Annotated in this window: 11 protein-coding genes; 8 read left to right on the top strand and 3 right to left on the bottom strand. The window is 67.2% G+C overall.

Annotation, left to right across the window (positions count from 1 at the left end):
• The 8 genes from DSM100685_RS10275 to DSM100685_RS10240 all read left to right on the top strand — a co-directional run.
• Positions 1-1,378: FTR1 family iron permease (locus DSM100685_RS10275; protein WP_152351242.1), on the top strand; the 1,378-nt coding region annotated here is incomplete at its 5' end.
• Between the two features lie 82 nt (positions 1,379-1,460).
• Positions 1,461-2,141, top strand: coding sequence for an iron transporter (locus DSM100685_RS10270; RefSeq protein WP_152351241.1), 681 nt, complete (start codon positions 1,461-1,463; stop codon positions 2,139-2,141).
• Positions 2,142-2,326: 185 nt separating this feature from the next.
• Positions 2,327-3,604, top strand: coding sequence for a DUF2318 domain-containing protein (locus DSM100685_RS10265; RefSeq protein ID WP_152351240.1), 1,278 nt, complete (start codon positions 2,327-2,329; stop codon positions 3,602-3,604).
• A gap of 21 nt (positions 3,605-3,625) precedes the next feature.
• Positions 3,626-4,945 carry an ABC transporter permease gene (locus tag DSM100685_RS10260; protein ID WP_152351239.1) on the top strand — a complete coding sequence of 440 codons (1,320 nt, stop codon included), beginning with the start codon at positions 3,626-3,628 and terminating at the stop codon, positions 4,943-4,945.
• Positions 4,946-4,978: 33 nt separating this feature from the next.
• Entirely contained in the window at positions 4,979-6,286 is a 1,308-nt protein-coding gene (locus DSM100685_RS10255; protein ID WP_152351238.1) for an ABC transporter permease, read from the top strand.
• 33 nt (positions 6,287-6,319) lie between these two features.
• Complete coding sequence (locus tag DSM100685_RS10250; RefSeq protein ID WP_152351246.1) at positions 6,320-7,117, top strand: ABC transporter ATP-binding protein; 798 nt, start codon at positions 6,320-6,322, stop codon at positions 7,115-7,117.
• Between the two features lie 414 nt (positions 7,118-7,531).
• Entirely contained in the window at positions 7,532-8,116 is a 585-nt protein-coding gene (locus DSM100685_RS10245) for an FMN-binding protein (RefSeq protein WP_152351237.1), read from the top strand.
• Positions 8,117-8,409: 293 nt separating this feature from the next.
• Positions 8,410-10,407: a serine hydrolase gene (locus tag DSM100685_RS10240; RefSeq protein ID WP_239512738.1), complete on the top strand. Its 1,998-nt coding sequence runs from the start codon at positions 8,410-8,412 to the stop codon at positions 10,405-10,407.
• A 40-nt stretch (positions 10,408-10,447) separates the two neighbouring features.
• Here the strand turns inward: DSM100685_RS10240 and DSM100685_RS10235 are convergent, their stop codons facing one another.
• Genes DSM100685_RS10235 through DSM100685_RS10225 form a run of 3 tightly spaced genes read right to left on the bottom strand, consistent with a single transcriptional unit; the run spans position 10,448 to position 16,023 of the window.
• The gene (locus DSM100685_RS10235) at positions 10,448-11,050 is read right to left on the bottom strand and encodes a TetR/AcrR family transcriptional regulator (RefSeq protein ID WP_420837386.1); all 603 of its coding nucleotides are present in this window, start codon (positions 11,048-11,050) and stop codon (positions 10,448-10,450) included.
• Positions 11,051-11,101: 51 nt separating this feature from the next.
• A complete protein-coding gene (locus tag DSM100685_RS10230) occupies positions 11,102-13,288 on the bottom strand; it encodes a YhgE/Pip domain-containing protein (RefSeq protein WP_152351236.1) in 2,187 nt (728 codons plus the stop codon).
• Entirely contained in the window at positions 13,285-16,023 is a 2,739-nt protein-coding gene (locus tag DSM100685_RS10225; protein ID WP_240811905.1) for a YhgE/Pip domain-containing protein, read from the bottom strand. The genes DSM100685_RS10230 and DSM100685_RS10225 overlap by 4 nt, the downstream gene beginning before the upstream one ends.
• Positions 16,024-16,284 lie beyond the last annotated feature (261 nt).

The raw sequence follows: 16,284 nt of genomic DNA, 5'->3' as shown, positions 1-16,284 counted from the left end.
GAGCCAGCAGCAGGCGTTCCAGGGCATCCAGAACCTCTCCTACGTGCCGGGCAACGACGCCAAGCTCGAGGAGCAGATCAACGCGCTCACGACGGATCTTGACGACACCGCCAAGCAGCTCGACGCCGCCAAGAAGCCGAACCTCGGCAAGGGCAGCCGCTCGTGGACCGACGTAGCCAACGAGATGACCCCGATCCTCGACAACGCGTATCAGGCCTATGAGGGCGGCGACGGCGCGAAGGGCGCCACGCTCGTCAACGAGGCCTACTACCAGTACTACGAGAAGCTCGGCTTCGAGAAGAACGTGATGAACGCGATCAGCGGCAACCGCGTCTCCCAGGTGGAATACCAGTTCAAGGAGATCCGCTCGTCCATGAACAAGGGCGGCGACCTCAAGGCCACCAAGCAGCTCGTGGACGACCTCAAGAACATGCTCGTCACCGACGCCGGCATCCTCGACGGCAACGGCGGCGCGAACCAGAACGGCTTCACCAAGTTCGTCACCAGCTCGATCGGCCAGGCGTTCATCATCCTCATCCGCGAGGGCCTCGAGGCGCTGCTCGTGTGCGCCGCGATCATCGCGTACCTCGTCAAGTCGGGCAACAGGAAGCTCGTCAAGTGGATCTACCTCGGCATCGCCGCGGGCATCGCGGGCGCCGGCGCGATCGCCGTGGTCTTCGTGCTCGCGTTCGGCGGCTCCGGCCCGCTGCAGGAGATCATGGAGGGCGTGTGCGCCCTGATCGCCACGCTCATGCTGCTGTGGACCAGCAACTGGATGCTCAACAAGCGTTCGGTCGCCTCGTGGAACAAGTACATCAAGCAGAAGACCGAGGCCGCCGTGAGCAAGGCCGGCGGCGCGCTGGCGGCCGGCGAGTCCGTGACCGCGGGCATGGTGTTCTCGCTCGCCATGCTGAGCTTCCTCGCCGTGTTCCGCGAGGGCGCCGAAACCGTGATCTTCTACCAGTCGATCTACTCGATGAGCCAGGATTCGCAGGGCATGTGGATCGGCGGCATCGCGGCGGCCGTGGTGCTGGTGATCATCTTCCTGATCATCCGCTTCACGTCCGTGAAGATCCCGATCGGCCCGTTCTTCCTGGTCACGTCCATCCTCATGGCCGTGCTCGTGGTCATCTTCGCCGGCGGCGGCGTGCACGCGCTCATCGAGGGCGACCTCGTGGCCGGCACGTACCTCACGGGCGTGCCCACCAACGACTGGCTCGGCTTCTACCCGTACGTGGAGACGATCGTGGCCCAGGCCATCGCCGCGGTGGCGGTGATCGCGCTCTTCGCAATCGGCTTCGCCAAGGACCGCCGCGAGAAGGCCGCCGACAAGGCCGGCCAGAACGCCAAGACGGGCCAGGACCCCGAGGCCAAGTAGCCGCCGCGCGCACAGACTTACCCCACCCGAAAACCAACAACCAACACGTGAATACCCATTCACACAGGAAAGAGGAAAAGAAATGAAGAAGAACATCACCACGCTGCTCGGCGTGCTGCTCGCCGGTTCCATGGCCTTCTCCCTGGCCGCCTGCGGCAACAGCTCCAACAACGCGTCCACCAACACCGCCGCCTCGGACACCTCCAGCTCCGCCGCGTCCGACTCCTCCAGCTCCGCCGACGCCGGCGCCGGCTTCGAGGAGGTCCCGGTGGGCCCGTCCGGCACCGCCGAGGAGCAGGATCAGGAGGCTGGCCCGCTGACCGTGGGCGCCGTCTACTTCCAGCCGATCGACATGGAGCCCGCCTCCATGGGCCTCAAGGCCGCCGAGGCGAGCTTCCACCTCGAGGCCGACATCCACGGCAACGAGCAGGCCGTCGACCTGGGCTACGGCAAGGGCGACTTCATCCCGGACCTCACCGTGAACTACACCATCATCGACAAGTCCACCGGCAAGGAGGTCGAGGGCGGCAAGGCCACCTCCGGCACCTTCATGCAGATGAACGCCTCCGACGGCCCGCACTACGGCGCCAACGTGAAGCTCGACAAGGCCGGCACCTACCAGCTCAAGCTCTCCATCGAGTCCCCGGCCGCCAAGGGCTGGATGCTGCACGTCGACCCGGAGACCGGCGTCAAGGGCCACTTCTGGACCGAGCCGATCGAGGTCACCTTCGACAACTGGGATTACACCCCGCGTCAGTGGTGAGCGCGTATAGCGCGAAGCCCAGTGGGCTTCGCGTAGCGCTCACGAACGGCGTCGCGACCGCCGTGAGCGGAAAGCCCGCGGGCTTTCAATCCGCCGCGTGTTAACCTCGAGCCGGCCATAGGCCGCATCCGACCAGCCCCCTCACCCCGAGGGGGCTTTGGTCGGTTTAGGAAGAAAGGGTGCGCATGCTCGAACAATTCGTAACGGTGATGCCGGGGACGCTCGTCCCCGCGCTGCTCATCATGTGCCTCGGCGTGATGTTCACCGTGGGCGAGGGCAGGGACAAGCCCGTGAGCGCGCGGTGGCGGCTCGTGGGTCTCCTCGTGGGCCTCGTCGCGGCCGTCGTGTTCGCCGGGCTCAGGGCCACGGCGGTCATCAACCAGCGCACCTTCGTCAACTACCCGGTGCTCGTGTGCGCGGTGATCGTGGACGCGCTGGCGCTCGTCATGGTGCTGTGCGCGCACGCGATCACGCGCAATTGGACGCGGCACAAGGCGCTCATGCATCTGGCCAACGCGGTCGCGGCCGTGCAGATCGCCCTGACGGTGTTCTACGCGCTGCCGGACGTGATCCTGCAGCTGACGATCTGGGTGGAGCCGGACGCCCCCGTGTTCACGTCCGCCATGCTGCTGCGCGCGCTCGGATTCCTGCTCGGCGTGGCCGCGTCCGTGGTCGTGGCGGCCATCTTCCGCACCATGCGCACCACGGCCGTGCGCTGGGCGTTCACCACCGCCGTGGCGCTCATGATGGCCATCCTCCTCGCGCAGCACCTCACCGGCCTCATGCAGATCCTGCAGGCCCGCCGCATGCGCTTCACGCACACCATGTTCGTGGCGCTCGCGTGGTCCATCAACCACAACGACTGGATGATCCTCGCCCAGACGTTCGTGTTCCTCATCCCCGCGGTCGCCTCCGTCGTCGCCGGCGCGCGCATGCAGACCCGCAACGTGCCGGACCTCAACGACGCCGCGATCCGCAGCAACAAGGCGTTCCGCCGCCGCGCGATCGCCGCCGCCGCGTGGAGCCTCGTGGCCATGATCGCCGTCACCTGCACGCTCACCGTGGGCAAGGCCGCCACGCAGCAGACCATCACTCTGTCGCCCCCGGAGGCCTACGAACTGGCCGACGGCGTGGCCACCATCCCGTTCTCGCAGGTGGAGGACGGGCATCTGCACCGCTTCGAGTACAAGGCCAAGGACGGCACCGTGATGCGCTTCATCATCATCAAGAAGAACGGCGGCGCGTACGGCATCGGCCTCGACGCCTGTGAGAACTGCGGCGACGCGGGATACTACGAGAAAGACGGCAAGATCATCTGCAAGAAGTGCGAGGTGGCCATCAATCTGGCGACCATCGGCTTCAAGGGCGGATGCAACCCGGTCCCGTTCCCGTACAAGACCGGCGACGGGCAGATCACCATCCAGACTTCCGACCTGGACGCGCTGAGCGCCCACTTCCAGTAACGGGAAAGGCGGGAGGTTCCCATGTTTTTCATGCGTATGATCGCGCGGTCGTTCACCCGGCAGCTGCGCCGGCGGTTGCTCATAGCGCTCACCGTGTGCCTGTCCGCCACGGTGAGCGTGGCGATGCTCGGCGTGGTGTTCGACGTGGGCGACAAGCTCAACGCCGAGCTGAGCACCTACGGCTCGAACATCGTGGTGCAGCCCAAGGCCGACGCCGTGGTGGCCGACCTGTACAACACCGACGCCGGATCGCCGTCGTCGCAGGCGGATCCGACCACGTTCCTCAAGGAGTCGGACGCGCCCAAGATCAAGACGATCTTCTGGGCGTTCAACATCACCAACTTCGCGCCCGAGCTCAACGTGCACGCGCAGGTCGCCGACGGTTCCGGCGCCGGCGAGACCGTGCCGCTGGTGGGCACGTGGTTCCGCAAGAACCTCACGCTCGACTCGGGCGAGACGACCGTGGCCGGCGTGCAGGGCATGCGCTCGTGGTGGAAGACCGAGGGCGCATGGCCCAAGGACGACGCCGACGAGGCCATGCTCGGCAAGGATCTGGCCGCCAAGCTGGGCCTCGGCGTGGGCGGCACGCTGAACCTCGCCAAGACCGCGGCGGACGGCACCGCCAACATCGCGTCGCTCAAGGTGGTGGGCGTGTACGATTCGGGCGACGACGAGAACGGTTCGGTCTACCTGCCGTCCTCCGTGGCGCAGCGGCTCGCCGGGCTTCCCGACTCGGTCGACAAGATCGAGGTCAAGGCCCTGACCACGCCGGAGAACGATCTGGCCCGCAAGGCCGCGCAGAACCCCGCCGCGCTGAGCCAGGACGACTGGGAGACGTGGTACTGCACCGCGTACCCGAGCTCGATCGCCTACCAGATCGAGGAGGTGATCCCCGGCGCGGTGGCCAAGCAGGTGCGTCAGGTGGCCGCGCTGCAGGGCAACGTGCTGCAGAAGACACAGGCCGTGATGATCCTCATGACCGCGCTGAGCCTCATCGCCGCCGCCGTGGCCGTGGCCAACCTCATGGTCGCGTCGATCGGCGAACGGTCGTCCGAACTGGCGCTGTTCAAGGCGATCGGCGCGACCGACGGCGCCGTCTCGCGCCTCATGATGGCGGAGACCGCGGCGATCTCGCTGCTCGGCGCGCTCGTGGGCGCGGGCCTCGGCTCCGGGGTGGCGCAGATCATCGGGCATGTGGTGTTCGGATCGGGCATCACCATGCGGCCCATGGTGTTCGTGCTCGTGTTCGTGCTGCTGGCGCTCACCGTGCTCATCGCGTCCGCGTCGTCGATCCGCTCGATTCTGAGCCTCAAGCCGGCGGAGGTGCTGCATGGGCGCTGATCGCGATGCTGATCGTATGAAAGGGATGATCCGATGACCAACACCGGCATGTTCTTTAGGATGCTGCTCAGCGCGGTGTTCCGCAGGCGTTCGCGCGCGGCCATGGCCGTGGTCGCCTCGCTCGTGGGCGCGGCCACGCTGTTCTGCCTGGCGATGGTGTGCATCGCCGTGCCGCAGCAGATGAACCAGGAGATGCGCGCGTACGGCGCGAACCTGATCGTGACGCCCGCCGCGTCCACGGACGGCTCCGGCGACAAGTCGGGCATCGGCGACGACATGGTGGAGCACACCACCGAGATGGTGACCGCCAAGGGCGCCGCCAAGTACGCCACGTACCGCTACGAGAACGTGCGCGTCAATGCGGCGCCGTACGTGATGGCGGGCGTCGACGCGGCGAAGGTGGAGGACCTCAACCACCACTGGAACGTGGAGGGCGACTGGCCGAGCGCGGGCAAGGTGCTCGTGGGCCGCGACGTGGCCGACGCCATGAACCTCAAGGTGGGGTCGGGCATCACCATCGGCTACCGCGCGTCGGACAACGCCGCCGCGGGGTCGGACGCTTCCGGCTCGGACGGCTCCGGGTCGGGCAACTCCGGCTCGGACGCTTCCGGCTCGGACGGCTCCGGGTCGGGCAACTCCGGGTCGGGCAACTCCCAGCAGATGCAGGACGGCCGCGTCTCCAGCGACATCATGGACACGTCCGGCACCGAGTTCCGCGTGGCCGGCATCGTGGACACCGGCGGCAGTGAGGACTCGATCATCTACGCCGACGCGGACGACGTGGCCAAGCTCACCGGCTCCACGCGCGGCGCCGACGTGATCGAATACTCGGTCGACCTGTCCGGCGACGACCTGACCGCGCTGGTCCAGTCCATCAACGACATGACCTCCATGCACGTCAAGGCGCAGCAGGTCACCAAGATCACCTCGTCGGACACGCGCATCATCACCATGCTGCAGACCCTGTTCTGGATCGTCTCGCTCGTGGTGTTGGTCCTCACGCTCGTGGGCGTGGGCACCACCATTTCGTCCATCGTCTCGCAGCGTCGCAACGAGATCGGCCTGAGGAAGGCGCTCGGCGCCTCGTCGCGCAGCATCGGCGTGGAGTTCTACGCCGAATCCGCGGTCTACGGCCTCGTGGGCGGATTGCTCGGCACCGGCGTGGGCTACGGCTTCGCGCTGGCGCTCACCACGGCCGTGTTCCAGCGCTCGCTCGGCTTCAACTGGTGGCTGGGGATCGCCTCGGTCGTCCTGTCCGTGCTCGTCGCCGTGATCGCATCCGTGCCGCCGGTGCACCGCGCCACCCGCATCGACCCGGCCATCGTGCTGCGTGAGGAATAATCCTTGGAATCGGAATAAGGAGTAACCATGACCATGCTGCTTGAACTCGACCACATCTCCAAGATCTACGGCGACCTCAAGGCCGTGGACGATCTGTCGCTGACGGTGCCGGCCGGCGAATGGCTCGCGATCGTCGGCTCGTCCGGCTCCGGCAAGACCACGCTCATGAACATGATCGGCTGCATGGACACCCCGTCCAAGGGATCCGTGAAGCTCGAGGGCCGCAAGCTCGAGGACCTCAACGCCACGCAGCTCGCCGACGTGCGCAAGAACATGATCGGCCTCGTGTTCCAGAAGTTCTACCTCGTGCCGCACCTGACGGCCGTGGAGAACGTGATGGTCGCGCAGTACTACCACTCCGTGGTGGACGAGAAGGAGGCGCTGGCGGCGCTCGACCGCGTGGGCCTCAAGGACCGCGCCCACCATCTGCCCGGCCAGCTCTCCGGCGGCGAGCAGCAGCGCGTGTGCGTGGCCCGCGCGCTCATCAACTGCCCGAAGATCATCCTCGCCGACGAGCCCACCGGCAACCTCGACGAGAAGAACGAGAAGATCGTGCTCGACCTGTTCCGCCAGCTGCACGAGCAGGGCACCACGATCATCGTGGTCACGCACGACGCGCTGGTGGCCAGCTGCGCCGAGCGCGAGATCATGCTCAACCACGGCGTGCTCGTGGGCGAGAAGTGGAACGATCCGGCGGCCAAGGCGGCGTACGAGGCGGCGGGCGGGCGTCCGGCGTCCACCGGTTCCACCGCCGAGGACGCGCAGCGCGGCGAGACGGCCATCGGGTTCGCCGATCCGACCAAGGCGGCCAAGACCGGCGGCGAGGCCTGAGCGCCGCGGGTCGGACGCTGCCGAATGCGGCCGGGTGCTGCCGAATGCCACCGGGTACTGCCGGGTGCTGCCGATCCGCGGACTGTGAACCGTGTGGATTGTGGGCTGTGCGGCTTGCGGTTTGCGGCCTGTACGGCACTGGATTCGCTCATTCTGTGGTGCACTTTGCGTGGATTGAGCGGATCGAGTGCGCTGGCGGTGGATTTTGGCCTGTACGGCACTGGATTCGCTCAATCCGTGCGGCGGACTGCGAGGATTGAGCGGATCCAGTGCGCGGCGGCGGGGCGATGACAGGTCCTGCACTGGATTCGCTCAATCTGCGATAATGGGCAGACGGGCGCGTGGATGCGGGTCGGCACGGGACGATATGCAAAGGACGTTGGAGGCGACTAGGAGACGATGATGACGAACGGGATGAACGAGACGATTGACGGGCGGAAGACTTTCGCCGCGGACGGGGCCGCTGCGGCAAAAGCGACCGCCGCGAGGAGCACGGCGGTGAAGGCGGTGGCGCTCACGGCGGCCGGTCTGGCGCTGCTGTCCGGCTGCGGAGAGCCCAGGGCCGTGCCGATGAACGACGAGTACGCCGGCGACTCGGGCGAGTCCAGCGCGGCCCCGTCCGGCTCGGACTCGGACAACGCCACCAACCCCACCGCGCAGTCGACGCACAGCCAGCCGTCGTCGGACAAGAAGGACACCGGCAACTACGCGGACGGCGACTACAAGGTGCAGGGCGTGTACGGCCCGATCGGCGAGGACACCATCGACGTGACCATCACCGTCAAGGACGGCAACGTGGCCAATGTGGACGTGGTCGGCCACCCGTTCACCACCATCTCCAAGAACCACCAGAACGACTTCGCGGCCGCCATCAACGGCGTGGTGGACGGCAAGCCCCTCAAGGACCTCAAAATCGACACCGTGGCCGGCGCCAGCTGGACGTCCGACGCCTTCAACGAGGCCCTCAAGGTGGCCCGCCAGGAGGCGTCGATTCAGTAGGCGTCTGTGGGACGCAACTGGTCACTTTGCTTTGCCGGTTTTGGGAAAATTGGCAAAGTAAAGTTACCAGTTTGGCTGTTGGCGTGCTGCTGCGAGCCGTTGCGGGGGATGTCGCCCGCAAAAGGCGGGCCGAAAGCGACGAAATCCGGGATTCCAAGCGCGAAACGGACGCCGGGGCGTCGGTTTCGGCCCGTAAAGTGCGCAATGTCCGTAATGGGAGCTGTCAGCCCTTTGGGGGAAACTGTTGGGCAGTTTCGTGATGGAAGTTCTCGCCAGTTTGGGGAGTTGAAGTTATGCCTCGTTCCGTGTCTTCGTCGTCTTCGTCGTCCGGCAACAACAACGATCAGCCGTCGGTGCCCGATTTCCTCGTGGAGGATTCGTGGGCCGAGGGGCCGGTGGAGCCGGTGAGCCATGTGGCGGCGCCGCGGATTGCGAACGCCGGCGACAGTGGTGTGAACGGGGGCGCCGGCAATGGCGGACGCGGTGGCCGGGGCGGGCGCACGGCCGGTTCCGCGGGCTTCCCGGACGGTCGCGGCAACGCCAGCAGCCACGGCAACGGCGGCGGGCGCACCGGCCATGCCAGCGGCCGCGCCAATAACGGCGGCGCACACCACGCCGGGCACGTGACCATGCTGCAAAGCCGCACGTACACCCGCCGGCGCATCCTCGTGGCGGTGCTCGGCGTCGTGCTGCTCGTGGAGCTGTTCCAGCTGTTCTGGCCGTCCAGCCGCTTCTACCCGCTCGCCACGCTCGACGGCTACTCCGTGGGCGGTCAGAGCGTCAAGGATGTCACCGAGCGCCTCAACGCGGAAGTCTCCGCGCGCAACGTGGCGCTCACCGACCAGTCCACCGGATCCAAGATCGAACTCGCCGCCAAGGACGCCGGGCTCACCGTCGACTACGCGCAGCGCGCCGGCGAGGCGGCCCGCCATTCGTTCATCAAGCGCCTCATCCCGTTCTCGTGGCTGTTCTCGCACAACACCACCGCGGAGGGCCTGCCCAAGGCCGTCACCGCGGGCGAAGGACAGATCACGTCCGAGGTGCGCAACGCCGGCATCGAGGCGAAGGACGGCGCGCTCGCCACGGTCGAGGCCCGGGACGGCTACACGTTCAACCCCGGCGACGTGATCTCCGCGGCCGGCGGCAACGTGGACGAAACCGCGAAGGGCGACCTGCTCGCCGCCACGCTCAACCTCAACGTCGTGCAGCCGACCGTCGCCACGCAGACCGCCGACCAGCTGCGCACCACGCTCGCGGCCGGGCTCGGCAACGGCGTGAACTTCACCTACGCCGACGGCACGTGGACGCTGTCTCCCGCGGACCTCGCCGGCACGATCAGCGTCACGCAGAACGAGAAGGACAACACGAAGCTCGACGCCGCCGTGGACCAGTCCAAGCTCAACGACGTGTTCAAGGCCAAGGGCGTGGCGCTCGAAGTGGCCAGGAAGGCCGTCGCCGCCAAGGCCGTGCCGGAGGTGTTCGCCACCGACGCCCGCGCCTCCCGTGCGGTCGACATGTCCAAGACGGCTGACGCGCTCGCGCAGATGCTCAACTCCGGCAAGAACGCGCCCGTGGAGGTGACCGCGCGCAACATCACCAACGCGGCCCTGTACGAGAACCTGCCCACCGAGGGGACGATCGAGGACAAGCTCAAGCAGCTGTTCGGCAACGCCACCTACGAGGTGGCCGTCTACGACCTCAAGACCGGCGAGTCGAAGCTCCAGATCAACGCGGACGGCGTGCTCACCTCCGCGTCCACGTACAAGCTGTACATCGCCTACTCCATGTTCCAGGCCGTGGAGTCCGGCAAGCTCACGTGGAACAGCCCGCTCAACGGCACCACGCTCAACACGTGCCTGACGCGCATGATCGTCAACTCGGACAACGCGTGCCCGGAGGCGTGGCTGCGCGCGTACGGCTTCAACACCGTGACCCAGCAGGCGCATTCGATCGGCGCGAACAACACCAACTTCACGCCCGGCAACATGCGCACCACGCCCAACGATCTGGCGACCGTGCTCAAGGGCTACTACAACAACACCATCGCCACCAAGGCGTCCACGGACAAGCTGTTCCCGCTCATGCAGACGCAGGTGTACCGCGAGGGCATCCCGACCGGCATCGGCTCCGACGGCGTGGTGCAGGACAAGGTCGGCTTCCTCAACGCGCTGCTGCACGACGCGGCGATCGTTCGCTGCGACAAGGGCGACTACGCGATGGTGATCATGACCGAGCATTCGAGCTGGTCGAAGATCGCGCAGGCCAGCCTGCTCATCTACGACGAGCTGTAAGGAGCCGCTCTCCTCATTCCGGCGGCGATGGGGGCATGGCTCAGGCGGCGATGGCGGGCCAGATGAGGTCCGTCATGCGCGCGGCCCAATCGTCGCCCACCTCGCCGCCGAGCGCCTCGCACGCCACCATCGACCCGATCGCGGTGCCGAACAGGAAGCGCACGTCCACGCCCGCGCGGAACACGCCCGCCTTCACGCCCTGCCGGAAGAATTCCTCGCAGCGCCGCTCCTCGGGCTGGATCGTGTCGTCCACCACGTGGTGGAAGAACTCGTCGTCGGACGACATCACGAGCCCCACGGCCTTCACGCCGATGCTCGACCGGAACCGTTCGACGATCGTGCGCAGCAGCGCCTCCAGATTGCCGCGCGTGGGCGTCATCTCGTGGATCACGCCGGCGTCCGGCACGCCCAGCGTGCGCAGCCCGCGCAAAAGGTCGTTGGTGTTCGCATAGCGGCGGTAGATGGTCGTCTTCGCCACGCCGCTGCGCCGGGCCACCTCCTCGATCGTCACGCCCGCGATGCCGCGCTGCAGGGCGATCTCCATGGCCGTGTGCAGGATCTTGCGGTCCGTGGCCTCGCGCGTGTGCCGTCCGCGCCCGGTCGCCTCGGCCGGCGCCCCCGCCGAATCCGTCGTCATAGTCATAGTCATCGCATCCCCCTCAGTTCCCGAGCATTAAGCAATCCCGAGCCGCGCCTACAGCAGCTTGGTCGACTCGACCTTGGCGATGTACCACGTGTTGAACCGGATGAGCGGCTTGCGCAGCACGAGCCCCAGCAGCAGCATGGGCGGCACGAACAGCAGCAGCGCGCCCAGCGACATCCACAGGTCGCCCTGATAGATGCCCGCGATGGACGACCGGAACGCGCGGATGGCGTGCGTGGCGGGCAGGAACGGGCTGACCTCCTGGAACAGCGCGGGCAGCACCTGCAGCGGGTATGCGCCGTTCGCGCCGGACACCTGCACGATGAGCAGGATCACGCCGATCGCCTTGCCCACGTTGCCGAACGAGGCCAGCAGCGTGTACACGATGAACGAGAACACCAGCGACGTGACCCAGCCGCTGAGCATGTACCCGAACGGGTGCTCGGACTGTACGTGCATGAACAGCAGGCTGCCGCCGTTGAGGAACGTGCTCTGCATGAGCCCGATGAGCCCGAAGATGCCGTAGTGGCCCAGATACATCTGCCCGTTCGACGGGTTGCCCAGCTCGTTGCGGATCCTGCGCGAGACCGTGGGCTTCAGGGTGATGGCCATGAGCAGCGAGCCCACCCACAGCGAGAGCACCGAGTAGAATGGTGCCATGGCCGAGCCGAAGTTGGCCACCGGGAACACCGCGTGGCGGTTGAGCTCCACCGGCGTGGACAGCGTGGCGGCCAGGTCCTCGGGGCTGGCGTTGCTCAGCAGGTCCTTGACCTGGTTCATGTCGCCGCTGTTGACGGCCGTGCCGAGCTTGTCGGAGAAGTCGTGCAGCGTGGCGGACGCCTCGGACAGCTTGCCCTTCACGTCCGCGAGCGTGATGCGCATGTCGCCGATCGCCGTGGACGCCGAGTCCGCGGCATCGGTCAGGTCGCCGATCGCCGAGCCGAGGTTGCCGGACGTGCCCGCGAGCTTGTTCGCCGCGTCGGCCACGTTGGCGGAGATCTGGTCGAGCTGCGGCTTGAGCGAATTGGCGTACGCGGTCTTGAGGTCGTTGACGCTCTGCACGGCCTGCCCGGCGAGGTCCTTGACGTTCTGCCGCCCCTGCTCGGCCGTGGCCTTGCCGGCGTCCACCGCGTCCGCCGCGTCGTTGAGCCCGTCGCGCAGCGCGCCCAGACGCTCGATGCTCGCGTCCATCTTGTCCAGCAGCGGCTGGGCGGCGGTCTGCGCGGTCTGGTCGAGCTTGCCGATCAATGTGGCCAGCGTGGCGCGCAGCGACTGGTATTCCTTGACCTGCGCGTCCACGTTCGTCGCCTGGTTGCGGATGGCCGTGGCGGTGTCGTCCGCCTGCTTGCCGGCGTTCTGGTACAGCTGGTCGATGCTCGCGCCCACGGACGTGAAGCTCTGCGCGCTCGCGTCCAGCGCCTGGCTCAGCGTGCCCGCGGTGCCCGAAAGCGCGCCCGCCACGTCGGAGGCGGACGACTTGGCCGAGTCGACCCCGCCGGTCACGTCCGTGGCCGCGCCGGAGGCCTGCGCGAGCAGCGACGTGGAGCTCGCCATGAGCGTGCCGGACGCGTCGAGCAGCCCGTCGTACGCGTCGATCGTGGCGTTGAGGCCGTCGATGTCGTCCGCGATGGACGCCACGTTGCCGTTGAACGTGGCGAGCTTCTGCTGCGCCTCCGGCTGGCTCAGCTGCGTGATGAGCCCCTTGGCGAGGCTCAGCGCCACGTTGCCGACCGTCTGCGCGAAGATCTGGTTGACCTGCGCGGACACCTGATCGGCGCCCTGCCCGGTCACCTTGGGGGCCAGCGCGTTCTTCTTGTCGTTGAGGTAGTAGGTGATCGTGGCGTGCTGGGCGTCCTCGGTGAAGAACGTCATCATGTTGCGGCTGAAGTCCTTGGGGATCACCACGGCCGCGTAGTATTCGCCGGACTTGGTGCCGTCGATCGCCTGATCGGGCGTGGTGAACGTCCAGTCAAGCTGGCTGTTGGCCCTCAGGGCGTTGAGGACCGTGTCGCCCACGGTGATCTTCATGGGCATGAGGTCGCTCGAATAGCCCTCGTCCTCGCTGGCCACGGCGAACTTGAGGTTACCGGTGTACGAGAACGGGTCCCAGCTGGCGGCCACGTTGAACCACGTGAACACCGCCGGGATGGCCGTGAGTCCGATCACGATGATGATGGAGACGATGTTGCTGAACATGCGCTTCACGTCCCCGGTGAAGAGTTTGAACGCCTTGCTCATGCCGCATGCCTTCCCGTCGTGTTCGTCCTGCCGGTCGTGTTCGTCGTATCTGCCGTGTCCGCCGCCTTGTTTGTTGCGGCTGCCGTGTCCGTTGCGGTCGCCGCGGCCGTGGCCGAATCCTCCGGCCGGCTCCGCCACGTGCGGGCGAACGGCGAGCGCCTGGACGCGTGGCGCTGGCGCTCGTGGTCGTAGATGAGCCTGCGGATCGCCTCGTCGCTCAGCGTGCCGAGCTCCATGCGGCGCTCCAGCCGATCGCGCGTGGTCTCGATCACCAGCAGGAAGCCGATGATGAGGAGCAGCCAGATGATCCAGCTGGCCAGCGCGGCGAGCTTCCAATCGGTGTTGATGCCGAACACCACGCCGAACACGATGGGCACCGCCACGCCGGCGATCAGCGCCCCGCGCTTGAGCTTGGGATACAGGGCCGCGAACCGGGCCACGCGCAGCTCGATCGAACGGCGGTACTCCTCGTGGTCGGCGAGCGCGAGGATGGCCTGCGAGAGCTTCGGGCCGCGACCCGGGGTGTGGAACTCCTCGCCCACGATCATGTCGCTTTCCTTGATCTGGCGGGCGAACAGGGCGTTGAGGTTCGCGAGGTACGGGCGCGCGGCGATGCCGATCGTGAACGAAACGACCACGAACACCATGAGCGAAAGCACGTGGCGGATCCACAGGCCGTCGTAGAAACCGCCGACCGTCTCGCGCATCGCGTCGATCGAATACGTGAACGGGAAGAACGGGTAGGCCTTGCGGAAGAAGTCGGGCATCATCTCGATCGGGTACAGGCCGGACGCGCCGGGGATCTGCACGATCACCAGCAGCACGCAGATGCCCTTGCCCACGTGCTGGAACGTGGTGGCCAGCGCGTAGATGAGGCTCAGGTAGGTGAGCGAGGAGATGACGCCGGTGAGCATGAACATGGGCGCGCTCACGGCCTGCACGCCGAGGATCAGGTCGCCGGCGGTCACGAGCAGGGCCTGCGCCACGGCCATGGGGGCGAGCAGCAGCCAGCGGCCCATGTAACGCTGCGTGGCGGTGAGGTTGAGGTCTTCGAGGCCCTCGTCGTCCACTTCGAGCTTGATGATCACCACCAGCGCGAAGGCGCCCACCCACATGGACAGGTCGGTGAACAGCGGGGCCATGCCGCTGCCGTACGAGTTGAGCGGGTAGAGGGTCTGCGTGCTGAGCACGGTGGGGGACATCATGAAGTCCGCGATCTTGGAGACGTCCAGCGCGCCGTCGGAGCCGAACAGCTGCTCGGCGAGCGCGGAGCCGGACAGGGCCTGCACGTCGGTGGTGACCGTGTCGAGGCGGGTCTCCAGCGTGGCGAGGTTCTTGTCCGTCTGCGCGAGGGCGTTGCGCGTGGTGGAGATCGTGGAGTCGAGCTGGTCGAGCACGGTGTTGGTCTGGTCGATGAGCGAGCGCTGACCGGCGATGGTGGCGCTCAGGTCGCCGCTGGCCCCGGCCAGACCCGTGACGCCGTCGCTCAGCTGCGGCAGCGTGGAGCCGTAGAGCGTGTCGCGTGCGCCGCCGAGCGTGGCCAGCGTGGACTGCGTGGCCGTGTTGAGACCGGTGGCCGCGTTGCCCACGCTCGTGGTGGTGGCGGTCGCGTCCGTGTTGAGCGTGGCGAGGTCCCTGAGCGTGGTGGCGGTCTTGGCGTTCTCCGCCTTGAGCTGGCTGACGAGCGCGGCGAACTCCGGGCGGTTCATGGCCTCGAGCTTGCCGATCAGCTCGCCGTTCGCCGTGTTGACGGCCTGACCCACCTGAATCGCGAAGCCGATGTGGTGCTGCGCCTGCACGAGCCCGCCGGTCACCGCGTTGACGCCCAGCGTGGCGCCGGAGGAGGCCTGCGAGAGCAGCAGGGAGCCGCTGTCGAGCGTGCCGTAGAGCGAGGACGCGAACGATCCGGTGGCGTTCTGCGCGTTGGTCAGCAGCGTGGAACCCTGACCGAGCGCGGCGGACACGTCGTCGCCCACCTGCGCGGCGGTGGCGATCGACTCGCGCGCGGCCTTGATCTTGTCCGGCGTCTTGTCGAGCTCGGCGGTGAGCGTGGCGATCTTGCCGCGCACGTCGGTCACGTTGCCCTTCGCGTCCGCGGCGTTCCGCACGATCTCAGTCTTGGCGGCGTCGGCCGCCTGCCCGGCCTGGTCGAGCAGCGTGTTGGCGGTGGATGCGACCACCTTGCTTACCGTGGAGACGAACGTGGAGTTGATGGTCTGGTCGAGCGTGCTGGCGCCCACGTCCGTCACCTTCGGGGCGATGGCGTTGGCCTTCTCGTTGACGTAGTAGTCGATCTTCGGGCGCGAGCCGCCGCCGGTCACGAGGTCGCTCATGCTCGAGCTGAAGTCCTTGGGGATCACGATCGCCGCGTACGCCTTGCCGGACTCCACCGCGCGCATCGCCTCGGACTCGTCCATGAACTGCCAGCCGAGCTGCGTGTTCTGCTTGAGCTGGTCCTCCACCTGATCGCCCAGATGCATCTCGCCCATGAGCGCGTTGTTGGCGCTCTCGTCCTCGTTGGCCACGGCCACGGCGATCGCGCGCGTGTTGTTGTACGGGTCCCAGAAGCCCACGATGTTGACCCAGGCGTAGAGCGCCGGGATGGCGATCAGGCCGAACACGATCACCCAGGCCGTGGGGACCTTGAGCAGTCGGAGCGCGTCGCGCCGGACGATCTGCCACACGTTGTGCATGCCGTTGCCCCTTGCAGTGTTGAAGTCGGTTGGCGGCGGCACGTTGTTGCTGTTGTCGGCCGCCGCCGGCGCTACGCCATCCGTAGCGCTACGCATGGTGTAGCGTAGCACGGGCCCGCGCGCGGGGGAATGGACAGGTTGCGGGCGTGTGTTGGGTGTGCGGCTGTTGGGTGGGCGTGGAGCGTTGTACGGGCAGGGCGGAGTGTGGGCGGATGCGTTGTTGGACAGGGCGCGGCGAGCGGTGCGCGTTGGACGGGCGGGCTGGGCGGAGTGTGTTGGACGGGGCGCGGGTCTGTGTGGGGC

It is taken from the genome of Bifidobacterium avesanii, assembly GCF_009299475.1.
In the GTDB taxonomy this organism is placed as follows: domain Bacteria; phylum Actinomycetota; class Actinomycetes; order Actinomycetales; family Bifidobacteriaceae; genus Bifidobacterium; species Bifidobacterium avesanii.
This window is presented reverse-complemented; position numbering and strand designations above follow the sequence as displayed.